Origin of the sequence: Vibrio sp. qd031 (assembly GCF_002100145.1) — a bacterium.
GTDB lineage: Bacteria > Pseudomonadota > Gammaproteobacteria > Enterobacterales > Vibrionaceae > Vibrio.
On the sequence record NZ_JXQD01000024.1, the window covers coordinates 495810 to 516408 of the forward strand.

A 20599-nucleotide genomic window follows, 5' to 3' on the forward strand; every position below is an offset into this window, starting at 1 on the left:
TCCTTACTATCTTCTAGTTCTAAGCTGTAGGGCTTATGGTTAACGCGTCATCTATCAACGCTTGCTGTTGTTTAATGTGAACGGACATATAGCCCACCGCTGGCGATGCAGAAGCTGGGCGACCTGCATACTCTAACGAACTGCCTTCTGGCGTAGCGGCGCGGAAGTTGTGCTGGCTCGAATACCACGCACCTTGGTTCTGAGGCTCTTCCTGACACCAAATAAAGTCCATCACTTGGGGATATTCATTACGTAGTACTTGGCGCAAGTCATCCAGTGGGAACGGATACAACTGCTCAATACGAATGATTGCGACATCTTTGAGGTCACGCTTACGTCGTTCTTCGAGAAGATCAAAGTAAACTTTACCCGAACAAAATACAATGCGCTTCACTTCACTCTTATCTAACTCGTCGATCTCATTGATAACGCTTTGGAAAGTACCCTCTGCCAGCTCTTCCAAGCTAGACGTACACAGAGGATGACGCAATAATGATTTCGGCGACATTACAATAAGTGGGCGACGCATTGGTCGTACAACCTGACGACGTATCATGTGATACACCTGTGCAGGGGTAGACGGAACGACAACCTGAATGTTTTGTTCAGCACATAACTGCAAGTAACGTTCAAGTCGAGCTGACGAGTGCTCTGGCCCTTGACCTTCATAACCGTGCGGCAGCAACATTGTGATACCGCATAGACGGCCCCACTTTTGCTCACCAGAGGAAATGAATTGATCGATAACCACTTGGGCGCCATTAGCAAAATCACCAAATTGCGCTTCCCAAATCGTCAAGCCACCAGGTTCAGCGGTTGCGTAACCATATTCAAACGCCAGAACTGCCTCTTCAGACAATACCGAGTCGAACACTTGGAATGGACCCTGTTTATCGTGCACATTAGCAAGTGGTGTGTAAGTGCTAGCATCGATTTGGTTGTGCAATACCGAATGACGGTGGAAGAACGTACCACGGCCAGAGTCCTGACCAGAAATACGGATTCGCTTACCATCGTCCACGATAGTGGCATAGGCTAAAGTTTCTGCCATCCCCCAATCCAGTTGTTTCTCACCAGACATCATCATTTTACGGTCGCCGTAAATCTTCTTAACACGACTTTGCAGGGTGTGACTTTCTGGCGCTGTACACAGTTTGTCGCCAAGCTCTTTAAGACGCTCCAATGGGAATTCATTATCCCACTGCATATCCCAGTCGTGTCCTAAATACGGAGACCAGTCTACAGAGTGGAGTGCCATCGGACGGAACTCTTTTACCACGACCTCGCCTTTATCCAGCGCGTCACGGTATTCATTGACCATTTGCGTCGCGGTTTCGATGGTCGTTTCATCACGCGCCATCAATACATCGGCATACAGTTTACGCGGTGTTGGGTGCTTCTTGATCTTTTGGTACATCAGCGGCTGCGTTGCATTCGGCTCGTCCGCTTCGTTGTGACCGTGTCGGCGATAACAGACCAACTCAATCACCACATCACGCTTAAACGTGTTGCGATAGTCAAGGGCAGTGCGGGCTACAAAAGCAACCGCTTCTGGATCGTCAGCATTAACGTGGAAAATCGGAGCCTGCACCATTTTGGCAATATCGGTACAGTACATGGTTGAGCGCGTGTCACGCGGGTTTGATGTGGTAAAGCCCACTTGGTTGTTCACAACGATTCGAACCGTACCACCCACTCGGAATCCGCGAGTTTGAGACATGTTAAACGTCTCTTGTACAACACCTTGACCAGCAATCGCAGAGTCACCGTGAATAGTAATAGGTAGAACAATGTCGCCGTCTTTGTCGTCTAAACGATCTTGACGGGCGCGAACCGACCCAATAACCACTGGGTTTACAATTTCGAGATGCGAAGGGTTAAACGCGAGCACTAAGTGAACGTCGCCGGCTGGAGTGGCAAAGTCGGCAGAAAAACCTTGGTGATACTTAACGTCGCCTGTACCCCATGTGTCGTCGTGTTTACCCGCAAACTCATCAAACAAGTCTTGTGGCTTTTTACCCAACACATTAACCAACATGTTAAGACGGCCACGGTGCGCCATGCCAATGACGACTTCTCGCATACCACTACCACCGGCGTGGCGGATAAGCTCTTTAGTCATCGGGATTAGGGCGTCGCCCCCTTCAAGAGAGAAGCGTTTCGCACCCGGAAATTTTGCTCCCAAGTAACGTTCTAAACCTTCAGCTGCGGTTAATTCATCTAGGAAGGTGTGTTTCTCTTCTTGACTAAACGAGCCCGCCCCAACCACAGACTCAAGACGCTGTTGAACCCAACGTTTTTGTTCTGTATTGGTCATGTGCATATATTCTGCACCAATAGAGCCGCAATAGGTTTTTTGAAGGGCGTTGTAAAGATCTTTTAACTTCATGGTCTCTTGCCCAATAGCAAAAGAACCTACGTTAAAGGTCTCTTCAAAATCTTCTGGAGTTAAACTGTGGAAAGCGGGATCGAGTTCGGGCTGAACTGGACGTTCCCATAGACCGAGTGGGTCTAGATTCGCGGCTTGGTGGCCACGGAAGCGGTAAGCATTAATAAGTTGGAGAACCCTTACCTGCTTTGCATCGACATCAGGATCACTGACTGGAGCGTTGTATTGCTTAGTTTCTTGGGCGAGTCTGCGGAAGTAGTCACGGACACGTGAGTGTGGCTGTTCTGCCTCAACTGACGCTTGCACAGGCAAATCGTCAAACACACGTTTCCATTCCTCACCAACCAGATCGGGATCGCTTAGATACAATTCGTAGAGTTCTTCTACATAAGTCGCATTGGCGCCAGCCAAGTGAGAAGACTCGAGCCATGCCTTCATCACGCCATTGTGCATAGTTTCCCTTAACCTGTAGGTTTTACTGTCGCTCTGTAGGAGCTCACTTCACTAATTCGAGTCAAATTTAAAGTTGGGCTTTAATTGCTCGATTCCTTGTTATAGCCAACCCTAAATTCGCTAGGGCTGGCAATTTTTATTATTTTTTAAATTGAACGTTCAATTAGCATGGTCTTAATATGACCGATTGCCTTAGTTGGATTCAACCCTTTAGGACATACACTTACACAATTCATGATGCCATGGCAACGGAAAACGCTAAATGCATCATCCAAATCGGCCAGGCGCTCATCGGTAGCAGTGTCACGACTGTCAATCAGCCAGCGGTACGCTGCCAACAGACCAGCTGGCCCCACAAATTTGTCCGGGTTCCACCAGAACGATGGGCACGATGTCGTACAACATGCGCACATAATACATTCATACAAACCGTCCAAGTGAGCACGCTCTTCTGGTGACTGCAGATTTTCACGCGATGGTGGCAAGCTGTCGTCATCAATTAAGAATGGTTTCACTTTGGCGTAGTTATCGTAGAACTGTGTCATGTCGACAATTAAGTCACGCACCACAGGCAGACCTGGCAGTGGACGTATCACCAGTTTGTCGCCAGTTAAAGCCGACAAGGGTGTAATACAGGCCAAACCATTTTTGCCGTTCATGTTTAGACCGTCCGAACCACATACCCCTTCTCGGCAAGAACGGCGAAATGAGATGCTTGGATCTTGCTCTTTCAGCAGGATCAAGGCATCGAGCACCATCATGTCCGAGCCTTCTTCGACCTCAAGCACATAATCTTTCATGTATGGCTTGGTATCGATGTCAGGGTTGTAGCGATACAAAGAGAAGTTAAGTTTCATAATAGTGTCCTCCCTTAGTATGTACGTGCTTTCGGCGGGAATGCTTCACGATGAACCGGCGTCATGTTGACATCACGTTTGCTCATCTGCTCAGTTTCCGGGTTGTAAATAGAGTGACACAACCACTGCTCATCATCACGATCTGGATAGTCAAAGCGTGCATGGGCACCACGAGACTCAGTACGGTAGTTCGCCGCTACAGCAGTAGAAACCGCTGTTTCCATTAGATTATCCAGCTCTAGACACTCAATACGTTGAGTGTTGAACTCAGACGATTTATCCGCCAAGTGCGCGTTTTGCAGTCGCTCGCGAATCGTCTTAAGCTCTTCCAGACCAGTCGCCATTGCGTCACCTTCACGGAATACCGAGAAGCTGTTTTGCATGCAGCGTTGAAGATCTTTACGAATTTGAACCGGATCTTCACCTGAAGTTGAGTTTTCCCAGCGCATGGTACGCGCCAGTGACTCTTCGATGTCAGATTCAGAGGCTGGGCGCGCTTCCGCTTGTGCAGCAAGAGTCTCACCAAGGTGTAGACCTGTTGCACGGCCAAATACCACCAAATCAAGTAAAGAGTTACCACCAAGGCGGTTAGCACCATGAACCGATACAGAGGCAATTTCACCACAAGCAAAGAGGCCTTGAACTTCTACATCTGAACCGTCAGCCGTTTGCTTAATCGCTTGACCCGATACCTGCGTTGGTACGCCACCCATCATATAGTGACAGGTTGGAATAACAGGAATAGGTTCTTTAACAGGATCAACGTGTGCGAAGGTTCTAGAAAGTTCACAAATACCCGGCAAGCGCGACTCAAGGACGTCTTTACCCAAGTGATCAAGTTTAAGCTTAATGTGTGGACCCCATGGGCCATCGCAGCCGCGACCTTCACGGATTTCGATCATCATTGAACGAGCAACAACATCACGACCTGCTAAATCTTTCGCGTTTGGTGCGTAGCGCTCCATAAAGCGTTCACCGTCTTTGTTGAGAAGGTAACCACCTTCACCACGACAGCCTTCTGTGACCAATACGCCCGCGCCGGCAATACCGGTTGGGTGGAACTGCCACATTTCCATATCTTGCATTGGAACGCCTGCACGCAGCGCCATACCGACACCGTCACCGGTGTTGATGTGTGCGTTTGTGGTAGAGGCGTAAATACGGCCTGCACCACCGGTTGCTAGGATAGTCGCCTTCGATTTGAAGTAACAAATCTCGCCAGTTTCCATGCAAATCGCGGTCACACCACAAATTGCACCGTCTTGGTTTTTAACCATATCCAGTGCATACCACTCAGAAAAGATCGTGGTCTTGTGCTTAACGTTTTGTTGATAAAGGGTATGCAATAGTGCGTGCCCTGTACGGTCCGCGGCAGCAGCTGTACGCGCTGCTTGCTCTCCACCAAACTCTTTTGACTGGCCACCAAAAGGACGTTGATAGATAGAGCCATCATTGAAACGAGAAAACGGTAAACCCATTTTTTCGAGCTCGATGACAGAAGCCGGACCGTTTTTACACATGTATTCGATGGCGTTCTGATCACCGATGTAATCAGAGCCTTTTACTGTGTCATACATGTGCCACTGCCAGTTATCTTGGTGAGAGTTACCTAACGCAACGGTAATACCACCTTGGGCAGATACAGTATGAGAACGGGTTGGAAAAACTTTAGACAGCAAGGCACAGCTCAAGCCTTGCTCAGAAATTTGCAGTGCGGCACGCATGCCTGCACCACCGGCGCCGATAACAACGGCGTCAAATTCGCGAACTGGAATAGTCACTTAAGCACCCCACAAAATAAAAAAGCCGGACAAGAAATAACCGATAAGAACGACAATTACGCCCAATTGTAGGACGCCGCGTAATAAGGTTGGCTTAATATAATCGGTCAACACTTGCCACATCCCGATCCACGCATGGATCATAACGGAAGCAAGCGCTAGCATGGTGAACACTTTAGTAAAAGTGCCATCAAAGAAGCTTGACCAAGAGAGATAACTCACATCAGTAAAAGCAATAAAACTGACGAGGTAGACTGTATACAGTGTCATGATGATCGCGGTTGCGCGCAGTAACAAGTAGTCATGCACGCCGTTACGACCAAATGAAGAAACGTGATTTACCATACCATCACCCCTGCTAATAGCGATAAGAATGCCGTTATACCAAAAGCAACTTTACTGCTAAGCGTGGCAGTATCGAGCTCTTCGAAATAACCCAAATCCATAATTAAGTGACGGATGCCACCGACTATGTGATAAGCAAGAGCGGTAAGAATTCCCCAAAGGATAAGTTTTACGAAGAAGCCATCAACAATGTTGGCCGCATCGTTAAAACCGATGGGGGATGAGAGGGAAAGATTCAACAGCCACAACAAAATACCAACCGCGACAAACGTAATTACTCCAGAAATCCGGTGAAGAATCGAAGCAATCGCTGTGATTGGAAACTTAATGGTCTGTAGATCGAGATTTACGGGTCTTTTTTTTCTATCATTCACGGGCTTGCTCACTCAGCTCCATTTGAGCGTTTTAAAGTTTGGACAAATATCCACCAAAAAGCCCTGAAACTTAACATTTACTTTACACATTAAGCCGATATTTGACGACTTAAATGTAAATGAATTGTTAACCCAATTAACTGATACGTTGTTATTTTTCTACACCAGTCCTATATAACTTGGGCGTTTGAGGGACATTTTCACGGCCACTATACGGCCTGTAACATTCTAATACAATCAAGGTAACAAAAATTGATACATAGAACAGGTTTTTAACTTTTGATACAAAAAAAATCAAAACAAGTGCACACAAAAATGCATAAAAATTGACTTTAATGCCAATCCCCAGTAAAAAATTGGGGCACAAAAATATCCGGGACGGATTAATAATTACAAAGGAGAATGTTATGGCAGATAAGAAAGCGACCCTTCATATTGAAGGTCTTGCGCCCATCGAGCTGCCAATTATCGACGGCGCCCTAGGCCCAGAGGTAATTGATGTTCGTAAACTTGGAGCGAATGGTTACTTTACATTCGACCCTGGTTTTCTTGCCACTGCATCTTGTGAATCACAAATCACGTTTATCGACGGCAACAAAGGGGTTCTGCTACATCGCGGTTTCCCAATTGATCAACTGGCCAACAACGCTGATTATTTAGAAGTTTGTTACATTTTACTTTATGGTGAAGCCCCAACACGTGAAGAGTACGAAGACTTCAAAAAAGTCGTCACTCGTCACACCATGGTACATGAACAAATTGCTAGCTTCTTCCACGGTTTCCGCCGCGACGCCCACCCAATGGCGATCATGGTTGGCGTGGTCGGTGCTTTAGCAGCCTTCTATCATGATTCACTTGATATTAATAACGATAGTCACCGCGAAATTGCGGCGTACCGTTTGCTATCGAAAATGCCCACTCTTGCAGCCATGTGTTACAAGTATTCCATAGGTCAACCTTTCATCTACCCTCGTAACGACCTGACCTATGCTGAAAACTTCCTACATATGATGTTTGCAAACCCTTGTGAAGATTACGAAGTTAACCCTGTTGTTGCTCGCGCAATGGACAAGATCTTTACGCTCCATGCTGACCATGAACAAAATGCGTCAACGTCTACTGTACGTTTGGCCGGTTCATCTGGTGCCAACCCATTTGCGTGTATTGCAGCGGGTATTGCGTCACTTTGGGGGCCTGCTCACGGTGGTGCCAACGAAGCGTGTCTACGCATGCTAGAAGAAATTGGTTCGGTTGATAAAATCCCAGAGTACGTTAAACGTGCGAAAGACAAAGATGATCCTTTCCGTTTGATGGGCTTTGGACACCGCGTGTACAAAAACTACGACCCACGCGCCACAGTAATGCGTGAAGCGTGTCACGAAGTGCTTTCTGAGCTAAACATCAAAGATCCACTGTTGGATGTTGCGATGGAGCTTGAAAGAATTGCACTATCGGATGAGTACTTCGTTGAGAAGAAACTCTACCCGAATGTGGACTTCTACTCGGGCATCATTTTGAAAGCGATAGGCATCCCTGTATCGATGTTTACCGTAATCTTTGCGATGTCTCGTACTATCGGTTGGATTGCTCACTGGAACGAGATGCACAGCGATCCTGCTGCACGCATCGGTCGTCCTCGTCAGCTTTACACGGGTGAAAAATTACGTGACTTTAAACCTCTACATGAGCGCGAATAAGTCATTCATGACTTAAAATTGAAAAGAGCTTGGCAATGCCAAGCTCTTTTTTTAATTCTACTTTCTATTCACTGCGGCGCTTTCACTATGACCCACCGTGCAACTACGCTATCGATGTTAAAAACGTAAACACAGCGAGTTTAATTACACAGGATTGTCGATATCAATAAACTCAACGTCGAACCCGTGTTCAGCAGCAAGCCACTCCCCCAACGCTTTCACACCATAGCGTTCTGTGGCGTGATGCCCTGCGGCAAAGTAGTGAATGCCCATCTCTCGGGCTGTATAGGTCGTGCGCTCTGAGATTTCACCGGAAATAAACGCATCCAAACCTTTTGAGGCTGCAAGTTCGATAAAATCTTGCCCACCACCCGTACACCACCCTACTGTTTCTATGGTTTTATTCATATAATCTGGTGCGATATGCAGTGGCGCGCGTTGTAAAACCTGTTCAATTCTGGCTGAAAACTGCTCACCTGTTAACGGTTTTTCTAACTTTCCAAACAAAGAAACTGACTGCTCATGCCCTTCTAACCCCCCTTCAACGGTTATATTTAACAACTGGCCAAGACACACATTGTTACCTATTTGTGAATGAACATCTAAAGGGAGATGGTAGCCATAGAGGTTAATATCATGCTTAATGAGAGACCGAATGCGTCGCCCTTTCATGCCTCGAATAGGCTCTGGTTCGCCCTTCCAGAAGTACCCATGATGGACCAAAATCGCGTCAGCTTGACGCTCAATGGCCGCGTCAATGAGGGCTTGTGAAGCCGTCACGCCAGTCACGATCTTTTTGACATCTTGCTTACCTTCAACCTGCATCCCATTGGGGGCATAATCTTTAATAAGCTCAGGTTTAAGAAATTGATTTAACAGCTTTTCTAGTTGCAAATGATTCATTGTTGCATTGCGTTCCAATACTCTCGACAATAGACACAGTATAAAGCATTTTGGGTCGATTTCTCCCCTCTGTGCCACCACCTACTCGAAAAAGAGATTGCCATGGACGTCAATTTTTACCATTGGATCTGCCACAGCCCAAACCTCATAAAAAATGCACCACTGCTAGTCGACCCGATGACATTGGCCTCCAACCCTAAGCTACTTCCAGCGATTAGTCCCAATCCAAGACTTGGTTTTTACTACCAAGATTGCGTTAAATCGATGCTAGATCACAACCAATCGTATCAAATAGTCGCTGACGAGGTTCAATTTAACCACAATGGACAGACTGTTGGCGCCCTGGATTTTGTTGTTCGACGATTGGATATAGAAGAGCAGCCCCTCGAGCATTGGGAAGTGGCGATCAAGTTCTTCCTGCTATTGGATGGCTATTGGCATGGACCTAATGCGCATGACCGGTTGGATTTAAAGCTCGATAAGATGGTGAAAAAGCAATTATTGTTAACCCGGCATGAAGGATTTTCAGCGAAATTTCCGCAGTTTTCAGGATTAAGATCTCGGTTGCTAGTGCAAGGGAGACTCTACACTAACCCGTTTATAGATCAGCCTATACCAACCCATTGTGCTGACCTAGAGTTAGAACCTAAAAGCATCAATGGGCATTGGTGCTATCATCACCAAGCGAGCAATATTGATTCGAAGCTGTTTATAGTAGATAAGCCATACTGGGCGACGGGTGAACACAGCGGACACTGTCTTGACCTAGACCAACATCACTTTGAGCGAGACGTTCACTGCGTTGACGAGAGTGGTACATTTTGGTTTATTGTGCCGGATAACTGGCCGAGTGTTAAAGAAACAAAGGGGCGAGAGTCGAGGAGCGAGGGAAAGCCTGTGGCTTAAAAAAGGCCAAACTGATGTTTGGCCTCAAGAGAGTGTTAATTCAAGTTCGAGTTACAAACCTGCGTCTGCGAATACTTGGTTTACAATTTCTTGTGCTTCTTTTTCCATAAGGCGCAAGTGCTCTTCGCCTTTGAAACTTTCACAGTAAATCTTGTAAATTTCTTCAGTACCCGATGGGCGCGCGGCAAACCAACCGAACTCAGTAGTCACTTTTAGACCACCGATAGCAGCACCATTACCTGGAGCATGGGTTAACCGAGCGGTGATAGGGTCGCCTGCTAGCTCTGTCGCCGAAACCATCTCAGGTGACAACTTCGATAGAACCGCTTTTTGAGCGTGGTTAGCGACAGCTTGAATACGATTGTACGAAGACGCGCCGTGTTTTGCAGCTAGTTCATCGTAGTACTGTTGAGGATTTTTACCCGTTACTGCGGTGATTTCTGCCGCTAACAGGCAAAGAATGATGCCGTCTTTATCGGTTGACCAAGGCGTGCCATCTTTACGCAAGAACGACGCGCCAGCAGACTCTTCACCACCAAAGCCAAATTTACCTTCATACAGGCCATCTACAAACCATTTAAAGCCAACAGGCACTTCACACAGCTCGCGGCCTAAATCGGCAACGACTTTATCGATGATGGCACTTGAAACCAAGGTTTTACCCACGGCAACGTCTGCCCCCCAACCTTCACGATGACGGTATAGGTAATCGATGCACACCGCTAAGAAGTGATTAGGATTCATCAAACCCGCTGGAGTGACAATACCATGACGGTCGTAATCTGGATCGTTACCAAACGCAAGATCATAGTCATCTTTAAGCGCTAATAAACTGGCCATCGCATAAGGCGAAGAACAGTCCATACGGACCACACCATCTTTATCCAATGACATAAACTGGAAACTTGGGTCGATAGCTTCGCTGACCAAGGTCAAATCGAGATTGTAGGCTTGGCCAATCTGACGCCAGTACTCAATACCACTACCACCTAATGGGTCAACACCCAGTTTTAGGCCCGACTTTTGGATAGCTTCCATGTTGATCACGTTTGGCAGGTCAGCAACATAAGGTGCGACCAAATCGATTTCGCGATACAAAGGCGACGCTTTTGCTTGCGCGATAGGCATACGTTTTACAGCTTTTAACCCTTGAGCAATGATCTCATTGGCACGATTTTCGATGGCTGTAGTGAGTGCACCTTCTGCCGGACCGCCGTGGGTCGGGTTGTACTTAATGCCGCCGTCTTGAGGTGGGTTATGCGAAGGTGTGATCACAATACCATCAGCTTGCGCATTGTTGACTAGATTGTGCGTCAAAATTGCGTGAGAGACACCCGGAGTTGGGGTATAGCCATTATCGATTTGACCAATCACTTCAATACCATTTGCAATCAGTACTTCAACGACTGAGGCGTAAGCTGGCTCAGAAAGTGCGTGGGTGTCTTTACCGACAAAAATAGGTCCGGTAACACCGTTGTTAGCTCGTACTTCTGCAACCGCTTGAGCAATAGCAAGGATATGATTTTCATTAAAAGTCACTTTATCGGCAGAGCCGCGATGCCCAGACGTACCAAAGGCGACTTGTTGTGCCGCATTGCCCGCTTCCGGTTGCATAAGATAATAATTAGCGACCAGCGCAGGAATATTATGTAGATCTTCCTGAAGCGCTTTTTGCCCTGCACGAGGATGCATAGCCATGTTGAGATTCCTTTATAACTTTACATAAAAAAAAGCTCGAGCCAGTTGAACTTGCTCGAGCGGGATTCTGTGCTTTAGATTGCGTTAGCAACCTTTTCTACCAGTTCTGCTGGAAACGTCATACGCTCCATCAGCTGCTCTATCATCTGGCGCTTACGATTGGTGTTGGTATTGGTGATGACCCAAAATGGAGAACCGTCAATCGCGCGAGGCTTAGTAGTATTGCCACTGGCAAGCAATAACTCTTTATTGTCAGCAAAATAGACACGTTTGCGCCCTTTTACTGCTGTCGCTTCAGCAAACGCCTCGGCATCGATGGTGTACAGTGTCTTTAACAACAGCATAAATTTATCGATAACCTTGGTGAGTGAAGCAAATTCATCAGAGATCAGTAGTTCACGAACCGTCTTCACACGATCAAGCTTGGTATCCAAACCGGCTTCTTTTCCAACGACAATGCCTTTGTGTACAGGCTCAGTCTCGAAAGTGGGTGCCGCTTCTTTTGCGATACGTGCTTGCTCTACTTTCAACAAACGACGCAAGATATCAGAGGCGCTTTCACCAATGTGCTGGGTTTGGCTTGCAATGAAACGGTAAAGTTCTTCATCTACTTCAATGGTTTTCATTCGTTTTCACAATCTCTTTATAATAAACTCTGCGCATTATAAGCCAATCGCGAGCGAGTCTCTACGGTATACATGGAATTTGCGAGCCCAATTGTGTGAGAAACCTTAATGTTACATTATAAGATTGATGGTCAAGGAGAACCGATAGTGTTGCTACACGGTCTTTTTGGCAGTTTGGACAACCTTGGCGTTATCGCGAGACAACTCGCTCAAAACTATCAAGTGATCAGCGTCGACCTACCCAATCATGGTCGCTCAGAGCACATCGACAGTGTCAACTACACCGACATGGCTAATAGAGTTCATCAATGCATGACCGAATTAGGCATTGAACGCTACTCTGTGGTTGGGCACTCAATGGGCGGAAAAGTCGCCATGCGCATGGCGCATTTATTCCCAAACTCAGTTCAGAAATTAGCGGTGCTAGACATGGCTCCTGTCGCTTACACCGTGGCTCGGCACACTCAAGTACTTAAAGCCCTTAATGCCGTGGTGGATGCAACACCCAATTCTCGAAGCGACGCGTTAAAAGTTATGGCGCAGCATCTAGACGATCAAGGGGTGATTCAGTTTTTGAGTAAATCCTTACATAAACAAGACTGCGGATTTGGCTGGCGATTTAATGTCGCCACTTTAGAAAAAGACTATTGGTCTATTCTTGGCTGGGAGCAACAAGCACCCAATACACTGCCCACATTAATGGTCATTGGTGGTAATTCAGATTACGTCCAGCCACAACATCAAGCTCAAATTGTGGCGCAGTTTCCAACCGTAAAAGCACACGTGATCAGTAACGCAGGCCATTGGCTACACGCAGAAAAACCTGAACAAGTTGCTCGCGCAATTGAACGATTTTTATCTCGCTAAAGTTTTGAACGCGGCGTTAACATTAAACCGCAACAATGATATAGTGCTTGCACTTTTATGGATAGAGACCCCTCATGCTGTACGACCACATGGAGACGCTCGAGACCTTAGGTCTTAACTTCCTATTCGCGGCCATCTTCTTTCTGATTGGCATGGCAATACGCGATGTGTTGAAGCAAGCGAAAGTGCCCCCTTTTGGGCAACGCATAGTGTGGTTGGTGCTCTTTTTGGGCTGTGCTGGATTTATTGTCAAAGGCATCATTCAGGTTAGCTGGGAAGGCGCAGGCATAGGCTGACGCTTTACACCCTCAAATTTGTAAATAAGGTTTTAGAAACTATGGCAAGTGTAGGTATCTTCTTTGGTAGCGATACAGGCAACACCGAAGCAATCGCAAAGATGATTCAAAAGCAGCTGGGTAAACAGCTGGTGCATGTACAAGACATTGCGAAAAGCAGTAAAGAAGACATTGATAATTTTGACTTGTTACTGTTAGGTATCCCAACTTGGTACTACGGTGAAGCACAGTGTGATTGGGACGACTTTTTCCCAGAGCTAGAAGCGATCGATTTTTCAACTAAACTTGTGGCGATTTTCGGCTGTGGCGACCAAGAAGATTATGCAGAATATTTCTGCGATGCTATGGGCACAGTTCGCGATATTGTCGAAGCGAAGGGTGGCACTATTATTGGCCAAACCTCTACCGATGGTTACGAATTTGAAGCCTCTAAAGCGCTGACTGAAGACGACGATTTTGTGGGTCTTTGCATTGACGAAGATCGTCAACCAGAGCTTACCCAAGAGCGTGTTGACGCTTGGGTAAAACAAATTTACCAAGAGATGTGTCTGTCTGAACTAGAAGACTAAGCCTCTGACGATTTTATAAAAAGCCAAAGCCAAATGCTTTGGCTTTTTTTGTACCTGACGAATAATTTTTTCTGTGTAGCGACTCTTTTACTGAGCTCTGCTCTCGACTTTGAGCTTTCTTGCGAATATGAAGTGTGCGCTCAATGGGCAAAGCAACGTCACGCGACAATATCGAAAATTATTGCTCAACTCAGTTATTTTGATGCCCGTTCCCTAAAAAAGAGTCCATACATTGAGTGGACGCCGAACAATGTTAGGCGTGTAAATTCTTGCTAGTATTGGACTCACGACGCGCCTGTTAATGGGTTGTTACTGATTAGACCACGACATGATCGATCTTCATCATATTTACTATCTCTTTTTCTCACCATCAACAAGTTATTGTTTCATGTTGCCATCGACTTCCCTATAATCCTAAGCAACTACACGCAAAAACGGTCGGCTAACACAAGGAATATTATGTCGGACAATAACCAAGCTCTTAAGGATGCGGGACTCAAAGTCACTCTTCCACGTCTAAAAATTCTAGAGGTATTGCAACATCCTGGTAACCAGCACATTAGTGCCGAAGACCTCTATAAGAAACTGCTCGACCTTGGTGAAGAAATTGGCCTTGCCACTGTTTACCGCGTACTGAACCAGTTTGATGATGCCGGCATTGTAAGCCGTCACCACTTTGAAAGTGGTAAGTCGGTGTTTGAACTATCCACGCAGCACCATCACGATCACCTCGTTTGCCTAGATTGTGGTGCCGTGATTGAGTTTACCGATGAGGTGATTGAGCAGCGTCAGCGTGAAATAGCCACTAAGTACAACATTCAACTGACTAACCATAGTCTTTACCTTTATGGTAAATGTGCATCGGGTGACTGCAAAACAGATCCTAAAGCACATAACGCAAAGTAAGACAGAAAACCGCTAAGTAAACGAGGATAAGAGGAAGGAATCTCTTGATGCATCCGTTTAACCAGCGAGGGTTTACCCTCATTGAACTAATCGTCACTTTAATCGTGATTGCCGTGCTCGCTGTAGTGGCTGCACCTCGTTTTATCAATCTTTCCGAAGGCGCGACAATTGCCTCAATTAACGGTACCGCAAGTCAGTTTGAACAAGGCATTTCCTTTGCTCATTCTCGATGGTACGTTAACGGCCATAGTGCCGTTGCTTTCACCAACCTTCCAGGTTATGCAGAAAGTGAAGACGGCGACGAAACTAAAAACCTCGACATGAATGATGTCGGTTACCCCATAGGGACCGATAAAGCCGATCGACTAGTAGAACCCTATAATATTGGACGCGGCCATGCAGGCTGCACCGCTATTTGGGATGCGATTATGGTCTCGGATTACACTGTGAGCGAGCAACAAGGTCAAATCGACAATGTCGACTTTTATACCCGTCGTTCTCAAACAACCATTCCTAATGAAGGGCAAAAATGGACACAGTGCTACTACATTTACACACGCTCAGGTTTCGATACCGATCCAGACGTTGCTAAGCACGTCATGTGGTATGACTCCAGAACAGGTGCAGTGACAACTGTGCACCGTTAAGCGGTAACCTATTAGTATTTTGAACAAAAAAACCGAGCGACTATTCGCTCGGTTTTTTTAGTGTCTCTTGCTGACGTCACAAGGTAATCGTGGCTATCTTAGCCTGCGATTTTTGCCCAAGTATCACGCAAGCCAACCGTGCGGTTGAACACCAATTTGTCAGATGAAGAGTCTTTACTGTCAACACAGAAGTACCCTGTACGTTCAAACTGGAAGCCCTGCTCGGCTTGCGCTGAAGACAGACTCGGTTCAACCACGCCATTAAATACCTCTAATGACGTCGGGTTAATTACCTGAGTAAAGTCAGATTCTGCCGCTGGATTTGGAACGGTAAACAGTCGATCGTACAAGCGGATTTCTGCTTCAACGCCCTTACTCGCAGATACCCAATGGATCACACCTTTGACCTTGCGACCATCTGCAGGGTTTTTACCTAACGTGTCCGCATCATAGCTACAGAAAATAGTGGTGATGTTGCCTTGATCGTCTTTTTCAATACGTTCCGCTTTAATCACATAGGCGCCGCGCAATCGCACTTCTTTACCCAGTACCAGACGCTTGTATTTTTTGTTGGCTTCTTCACGGAAGTCATCACGTTCAATAAACACTTCACGAGTAAACGGCACTTCACGAGTACCCATTTCTGGCTTATTCGGGTGGTTAGCAACGGTTAACGTCTCTTCTTCACCGAAGTTTTCGATCACCAGTTTGATTGGATCGAGTACCGCCATCGCGCGTGGCGCGTTTTCGTTAAGATCATCACGAATACACGACTCTAGTGACCCAAATTCAATCATGTTCTCTTGTTTGGTCACACCAATACGCTTACAAAATTCACGAATAGACGCAGGGGTAAAGCCACGACGACGTAAACCTGAAATAGTAGGCATACGAGGATCGTCCCAACCGCTAACTAGGTTTTCGCTCACCAATTGGATCAGTTTACGTTTTGACATCACCGTATACTCTAGGTTTAGGCGACTAAACTCGTACTGGCGTGGCTGAGTATCAATAGTGATGTTGTCCAACACCCAATCGTACAAACGACGGTTATCTTGGAACTCAAGGGTACACAAAGAGTGAGTGATCCCTTCCAGCGCATCAGAAATACAGTGTGTGAAGTCATACATCGGGTAGATGCACCACTTATCACCCGTTTGGTGATGGTGTGCAAAACGCACGCGGTAAAGTACTGGGTCGCGCATCACCATGAACGATGATGACATGTCGATCTTAGCTCGCAGGCACGCTTCACCTTCTTTAAAACCACCTTCACGCATTTTTTTAAACAGCGTTAGGTTTTCTTCAACACTGCGGTCGCGATATGGGCTATCTTTACCCGGCGCTGTCAAGGTGCCACGGTGTTCACGAATCTGTTCTGGCGTCAGTTCTTCTACGTAAGCCAAACCCTTTTCAATCAGCTCAACAGCATAGTCGTGAAGTTTGTCGAAGTAGTTTGACGAATAACAAATGTCACCGGCCCACTCAAAGCCTAGCCACTCTACGTCGCTCTTGATGGATTCAACGTATTCGACATCTTCTTTCTCTGGATTGGTGTCATCAAAGCGCAGGTTACACTGCCCTTGGTAATCCTGAGCAATCCCAAAGTTTAGACAGATCGATTTTGCATGACCGATGTGCAGGTAGCCGTTTGGCTCCGGTGGGAATCGAGTATGCACTGTGGTGTGGGTGCCACTGGCCAAATCTTTATCAATGATTTGGCGTATAAAGTTGCTTGGGCGAGCCTCAGCTTCACTCATCAAGGATTACCTCTGAATCTCAAAAATGGGTTTTATGGTTTAACGTTCAATGATCCACATTTATTAGGCAATAGACAACTAGAAACTGTCATTTTCCGCTGTATTTTTCTGTAATTGATGGAAATAAACGCTAGTTTCGATAACGCTTTGCCACTAAGGTGAATTTGTAGTCGTCTGGCTTAAAATAATTGCAACTGTACTCAAACACCGTGTCATCATCTAAGTAACCGCGAGTGCGCTTTTCGAAAATCGGACGTTGCGTTTCAATACCCAACAAGCCGGCAATATCGTCTGTCGGTAAAATAGGGACGATCTCCTGTTCGCTACGATCAATTTTCAGCTTTTTCTGTTTCTCGATATAGTCGTACTTCGAGTTTTGCATCACTTGGTAATTGAGATCTGGGAACATTGCGATTGGCATCCAAGTCTCCTCAACAGTGATAGGATTGTCATTCACAAAGCGGATGCGTTTGATGTAGTAAATCCGCTCCCCTTCTTTAATATCTAAAAGATCGGCTTGAGTAAGCGAGGCCGCTTGTATCTCAAACGCCAACACGTCACTGTGAGTCACACCTTTAAGGTGCGCCCACTTTTCAGAAAAGCTGCTTTGTCTATCGATGCCGTAGTTAACTTTAGCCGCCTTAACATACGTGCCACTGCCCTGAATGCTTTCTAGCTCTTCACTCTCAATGAGCAGTTTAAGCGCTTGCCTCACAGTGACTCGACTGCAGTTAAACTCTTCTCGCAATCGCGCTTCGGTGGGAAGTGCAGTGTCAACTTTGTAGTCTCCACTACGGATTTTTTCACGTATTGCTTCTGCAATTTTCCGATACATCGGTAAACGGGCCATGAGCATCTCAACAATAAATAATACAAATTAACTTTACCCAAGATAATTCTTTCATCAACGTATGGCAAATGTTTGACTGAAATTATCAAATTCAACGCTAGCCGTGACCAAAACTGTGATGACTTTTACTCAATCTGAAACTCTGCCAACGTTAGAAAAATACAATAACAATACATATTTTATTCCTCGCACCGCCTAACCATTAATCAATATTAACTATAAAACAGTCACTTAATATCCTTATCGGGCATTAAATTGTTAACCAAATCCCATTAGCTGCAATCCAGCGGCCGAGAATACAGCCATTTGAGAACACACCATACAAATATCAATAAATTGTCTTTTAATCCTTTCGTTCTACCGGTTTAAACCTGTACTAATGATGCAGAAAGTATTGGAATAATCTGGTTGTCCGTACGCTACAGCAACCTTCTAGCCACCAAAAACAAAGTCGACACGTAACACTCAGCCCTAGAGCTGAGCCAAGATGAGTAAGCGAAATTGCATTGGGTCGTCACGCTGACATTTAATTTGAGCCCAACCACAAGGTACAAACACGCAAATATGTGACACCTATGGAGTGCTACACCAATTTTCTCTAACAAGCTGTGAAACTTATTGTGGACGGGTTAACCACTCTGTCACTCAAGAGCTATTTTGATTTCGCTCAACTAGAGCCGCCTCGAAGGTAATCAAAAAGGTGGAGCAGAGATTGCTTAAAAGGCGGAGATTACCCATGAAACTTTGGCAAGCCTTGTTTCTTGCCAAGCTAAAGTATTGTTAGTCTAATTGGCTAAGTAACACTGATACTAATCGAAGTCATTAACGGGTCAGGAAATTGCGGCGTTGTTTAGCTCGCTCCGTTCAGCCAGCGACGAATACCATTACGACTGGTGTTTTAGCAATTTAGTGGTCCCCGATGCAGGCAAGTTGGTTCATCAAACCCTCAAAACGCCCCCCTGGAAGTTGGGGCAGACGAGGGGCAGGCGAAACATTTTTAATTTTAGGATCGTCAGCTATTTAGGCCAAGATATTGATCTACTCTATGGCAATATGGGAGCAAATTTTGGCACAGTACATACTCCACAGCCCTTGTCTCAGGTACTTGAACAAGCAGAATAAAATTTAACACGTAGCGCTAGAAACATCGCCGCCACGTTGTGTATAAGACACCCGTTGCTCTTGCAGTGATCGCCTCTCGGACACCAGAGCAACACAACGTAAAGTGAAGACAATGACACTACATAAACTTAATAACGTAATCCAAAACTACGCCTGGGGCAGCACGAGCTCAATGCACGACCTGTTTGGTTACAGCAACGATGACAATCAGCCTCAAGCCGAATTATGGATGGGGGCGCACCCAAATGGTTGCTCTCGACTTGCTGGCACCGACACGCTACTGTCAGACCTCATCAACCTGCAACCTGAACAGCAATTAGGTGAGAAAACTGCCAACAAATTTGGCGAGTTGCCTTACCTATTTAAGGTCCTTGCGGCTGCAACCCCCCTCTCCATTCAGGTTCACCCTAACAAAGCACGTTCTGAAGAGGGCTTTGCAAGAGAAAATCAGCAAGGTATTGAACTGTCGGCAGGACATCGCAACTACAAAGATCCCAATCATAAACCTGAGTTGGTGTACGCGCTGACCGAATACCACGCAATGAATGGCTTTCGTCCTCTGCAACATATTGTTAGTTTGTTTGAAGAGATTGAAATCACCGCGATAGCCGAGGTTGCTCAAGAATTTTCGGCCAACCCTAATGGCGATTCACTCAAGCGCTTATTTAACGCCCTGCTTTCGTTAGACGGCGATGAAAAACAGTCTGCTTTAAACGACCTTTATGCCTACTACACAGCGACAAATTTGAGCCCAATGGCCGCACAAGCCATTGCATACAGTAAAGAGTTTAAACAGCACTACAACGACGATGTAGGCCTATTTGCCCCATTGATGCTTAACCTTGTGGTACTGCAACCTGGAGAAGCAATGTTCCTCTACGCCGAAACACCGCACGCTTACTTGCGAGGTACAGGTCTAGAGATTATGGCCAACTCGGACAACGTTCTTCGTGCTGGGTTAACCCCAAAACACATTGACGTTGCAGAACTTGTCGATAACACCTTGTTTCAACCCATCGATCCGCAAAACATCAAAATGCGACCAAGTACCAACAATGGTGTGAGCCGCTACCCTATTCCTGTTGAAGACTTTGGCTTTGATGTGGTTGAAGTGATTCAGCCGCAAACCCATACTGTGAGCAGTGCTGAAATCCTGTTTTGCCTTGAGGGTGAAATTGAGATCCAAAGTGGCGAGCAACATAAATCGCTGACTAAAGGTGAGTCTATCTTTGTGAGTTTTGACTGTTTGGAATATCGATATTCTGGAAAGGGTAAACTGGCGCGAGCGTATAATTAGTTAAAATTTATCAGTATTAACGCGTTAAGCCGCTCATCTAATGATGAGCGGCTTTTTTTTCAGCTATACCGTGCGATTTGAGCGCCAGCTTAAATCTCATGGTAGAGCTTGTGGGGAAAGCCCTTCTCCGCGAGATTCACTACCGTTACATCCGCTCGGGGCGCAAATGGGACGGTAGTGAGCGGGCTATACCGTGCGATTTGAGCGCCAGCTTAAATCTCATGGTAGAGCTTGTGGGAAAAGCCCTTCTCCGTAG

18 protein-coding genes are annotated in these 20599 nt (G+C 46.1%); 8 read left to right on the forward strand and 10 right to left on the reverse strand.

Features of this window, described 5'->3' with window-relative positions:
* Positions 1-19: 19 nt before the first annotated feature.
* The 5 genes from sucA to sdhC all read right to left on the reverse strand — a co-directional run bounded on the left by sucA (position 20) and on the right by sdhC (position 6211).
* Positions 20-2842: a 2-oxoglutarate dehydrogenase E1 component gene (gene sucA, locus ST37_RS11050; protein ID WP_084886208.1), complete on the reverse strand. Its 2823-nt coding sequence runs from the start codon at positions 2840-2842 to the stop codon at positions 20-22.
* 146 nt (positions 2843-2988) lie between these two features.
* Positions 2989-3699 (reverse strand): succinate dehydrogenase iron-sulfur subunit, encoded by a 711-nt coding sequence (locus ST37_RS11055; RefSeq protein ID WP_084886209.1) that lies wholly within the window; start codon positions 3697-3699, stop codon positions 2989-2991.
* Positions 3700-3713: 14 nt separating this feature from the next.
* Positions 3714-5480 (reverse strand): succinate dehydrogenase flavoprotein subunit, encoded by a 1767-nt coding sequence (gene sdhA / locus ST37_RS11060; RefSeq protein WP_084886211.1) that lies wholly within the window; start codon positions 5478-5480, stop codon positions 3714-3716.
* Entirely contained in the window at positions 5481-5825 is a 345-nt protein-coding gene (gene sdhD, locus ST37_RS11065; protein ID WP_084886212.1) for a succinate dehydrogenase, hydrophobic membrane anchor protein, read from the reverse strand.
* Positions 5819-6211 (reverse strand): succinate dehydrogenase cytochrome b556 subunit, encoded by a 393-nt coding sequence (gene sdhC, locus ST37_RS11070; RefSeq protein WP_084886214.1) that lies wholly within the window; start codon positions 6209-6211, stop codon positions 5819-5821. The genes sdhD and sdhC overlap by 7 nt, the downstream gene beginning before the upstream one ends.
* Positions 6212-6606: 395 nt before the next feature.
* Between sdhC and ST37_RS11075 the strand changes: the two genes are divergently transcribed.
* Positions 6607-7896 (forward strand): citrate synthase, encoded by a 1290-nt coding sequence (locus tag ST37_RS11075; RefSeq protein ID WP_084886216.1) that lies wholly within the window; start codon positions 6607-6609, stop codon positions 7894-7896.
* A 144-nt stretch (positions 7897-8040) separates the two neighbouring features.
* Here the strand turns inward: ST37_RS11075 and ST37_RS11080 are convergent, their stop codons facing one another.
* A complete protein-coding gene (locus ST37_RS11080) occupies positions 8041-8799 on the reverse strand; it encodes a Nif3-like dinuclear metal center hexameric protein (protein WP_084886217.1) in 759 nt (252 codons plus the stop codon).
* A gap of 102 nt (positions 8800-8901) precedes the next feature.
* On the opposite strand from ST37_RS11080, the gene ST37_RS11085 reads away from it, so the two are divergent.
* Positions 8902-9705 carry a DUF1853 family protein gene (locus ST37_RS11085; RefSeq protein WP_084886219.1) on the forward strand — a complete coding sequence of 268 codons (804 nt, stop codon included), beginning with the start codon at positions 8902-8904 and terminating at the stop codon, positions 9703-9705.
* Between the two features lie 51 nt (positions 9706-9756).
* Here ST37_RS11085 and pgm read toward each other — a convergent pair whose 3' ends face one another.
* Together pgm and seqA are read right to left on the reverse strand one after the other, a co-directional pair.
* A complete protein-coding gene (gene pgm, locus ST37_RS11090; RefSeq protein ID WP_084886220.1) occupies positions 9757-11403 on the reverse strand; it encodes a phosphoglucomutase (alpha-D-glucose-1,6-bisphosphate-dependent) in 1647 nt (548 codons plus the stop codon).
* A 74-nt stretch (positions 11404-11477) separates the two neighbouring features.
* Positions 11478-12029: a replication initiation negative regulator SeqA gene (gene seqA, locus ST37_RS11095; RefSeq protein ID WP_084886222.1), complete on the reverse strand. Its 552-nt coding sequence runs from the start codon at positions 12027-12029 to the stop codon at positions 11478-11480.
* A 108-nt stretch (positions 12030-12137) separates the two neighbouring features.
* On the opposite strand from seqA, the gene ST37_RS11100 reads away from it, so the two are divergent.
* From ST37_RS11100 to ST37_RS11120, 5 genes are all read left to right on the forward strand, one after another.
* Positions 12138-12896: an alpha/beta fold hydrolase gene (locus ST37_RS11100; protein WP_084886224.1), complete on the forward strand. Its 759-nt coding sequence runs from the start codon at positions 12138-12140 to the stop codon at positions 12894-12896.
* Positions 12897-12970: 74 nt separating this feature from the next.
* Positions 12971-13192 (forward strand): DUF2788 domain-containing protein, encoded by a 222-nt coding sequence (locus tag ST37_RS11105; protein WP_084886226.1) that lies wholly within the window; start codon positions 12971-12973, stop codon positions 13190-13192.
* Between the two features lie 41 nt (positions 13193-13233).
* The gene (gene fldA, locus ST37_RS11110) at positions 13234-13761 is read left to right on the forward strand and encodes a flavodoxin FldA (RefSeq protein WP_084886227.1); all 528 of its coding nucleotides are present in this window, start codon (positions 13234-13236) and stop codon (positions 13759-13761) included.
* Between the two features lie 459 nt (positions 13762-14220).
* Positions 14221-14667 (forward strand): ferric iron uptake transcriptional regulator, encoded by a 447-nt coding sequence (fur, locus tag ST37_RS11115; protein WP_084886228.1) that lies wholly within the window; start codon positions 14221-14223, stop codon positions 14665-14667.
* Between the two features lie 47 nt (positions 14668-14714).
* Complete coding sequence (locus tag ST37_RS11120; protein WP_084886229.1) at positions 14715-15314, forward strand: prepilin-type N-terminal cleavage/methylation domain-containing protein; 600 nt, start codon at positions 14715-14717, stop codon at positions 15312-15314.
* A 98-nt stretch (positions 15315-15412) separates the two neighbouring features.
* On the opposite strand, the gene glnS is transcribed toward ST37_RS11120, so the two are convergent.
* Together glnS and ST37_RS11130 are read right to left on the reverse strand one after the other, a co-directional pair.
* The gene (glnS, locus tag ST37_RS11125; RefSeq protein ID WP_084886231.1) at positions 15413-17074 is read right to left on the reverse strand and encodes a glutamine--tRNA ligase; all 1662 of its coding nucleotides are present in this window, start codon (positions 17072-17074) and stop codon (positions 15413-15415) included.
* 130 nt (positions 17075-17204) lie between these two features.
* Positions 17205-17924: a GntR family transcriptional regulator gene (locus ST37_RS11130; RefSeq protein ID WP_084886233.1), complete on the reverse strand. Its 720-nt coding sequence runs from the start codon at positions 17922-17924 to the stop codon at positions 17205-17207.
* 1234 nt (positions 17925-19158) lie between these two features.
* On the opposite strand from ST37_RS11130, the gene manA reads away from it, so the two are divergent.
* Positions 19159-20343: a mannose-6-phosphate isomerase, class I gene (gene manA, locus ST37_RS11135; RefSeq protein ID WP_084886234.1), complete on the forward strand. Its 1185-nt coding sequence runs from the start codon at positions 19159-19161 to the stop codon at positions 20341-20343.
* The last annotated feature ends 256 nt before the right edge of the window (positions 20344-20599 follow it).

What these genes read in the sequence shown, in the direction of transcription:
- sucA (WP_084886208.1), bottom strand. Translation starts at nt 2,842, where the DNA reads ATGCACAATGGCGTGATGAAGGCATGGCTCGAGTCTTCTCACTTGGCT.
- ST37_RS11055 (WP_084886209.1), bottom strand. Translation starts at nt 3,699, where the DNA reads ATGAAACTTAACTTCTCTTTGTATCGCTACAACCCTGACATCGATACC.
- sdhD (WP_084886212.1), bottom strand. Translation starts at nt 5,825, where the DNA reads ATGGTAAATCACGTTTCTTCATTTGGTCGTAACGGCGTGCATGACTAC.
- ST37_RS11075 (WP_084886216.1), top strand. Translation starts at nt 6,607, where the DNA reads ATGGCAGATAAGAAAGCGACCCTTCATATTGAAGGTCTTGCGCCCATC.
- ST37_RS11080 (WP_084886217.1), bottom strand. Translation starts at nt 8,799, where the DNA reads ATGAATCATTTGCAACTAGAAAAGCTGTTAAATCAATTTCTTAAACCT.
- ST37_RS11085 (WP_084886219.1), top strand. Translation starts at nt 8,902, where the DNA reads ATGGACGTCAATTTTTACCATTGGATCTGCCACAGCCCAAACCTCATA.
- pgm (WP_084886220.1), bottom strand. Translation starts at nt 11,403, where the DNA reads ATGGCTATGCATCCTCGTGCAGGGCAAAAAGCGCTTCAGGAAGATCTA.
- seqA (WP_084886222.1), bottom strand. Translation starts at nt 12,029, where the DNA reads ATGAAAACCATTGAAGTAGATGAAGAACTTTACCGTTTCATTGCAAGC.
- ST37_RS11100 (WP_084886224.1), top strand. Translation starts at nt 12,138, where the DNA reads ATGTTACATTATAAGATTGATGGTCAAGGAGAACCGATAGTGTTGCTA.
- ST37_RS11105 (WP_084886226.1), top strand. Translation starts at nt 12,971, where the DNA reads ATGCTGTACGACCACATGGAGACGCTCGAGACCTTAGGTCTTAACTTC.
- fldA (WP_084886227.1), top strand. Translation starts at nt 13,234, where the DNA reads ATGGCAAGTGTAGGTATCTTCTTTGGTAGCGATACAGGCAACACCGAA.
- fur (WP_084886228.1), top strand. Translation starts at nt 14,221, where the DNA reads ATGTCGGACAATAACCAAGCTCTTAAGGATGCGGGACTCAAAGTCACT.
- ST37_RS11120 (WP_084886229.1), top strand. Translation starts at nt 14,715, where the DNA reads ATGCATCCGTTTAACCAGCGAGGGTTTACCCTCATTGAACTAATCGTC.
- glnS (WP_084886231.1), bottom strand. Translation starts at nt 17,074, where the DNA reads ATGAGTGAAGCTGAGGCTCGCCCAAGCAACTTTATACGCCAAATCATT.
- ST37_RS11130 (WP_084886233.1), bottom strand. Translation starts at nt 17,924, where the DNA reads ATGGCCCGTTTACCGATGTATCGGAAAATTGCAGAAGCAATACGTGAA.
- manA (WP_084886234.1), top strand. Translation starts at nt 19,159, where the DNA reads ATGACACTACATAAACTTAATAACGTAATCCAAAACTACGCCTGGGGC.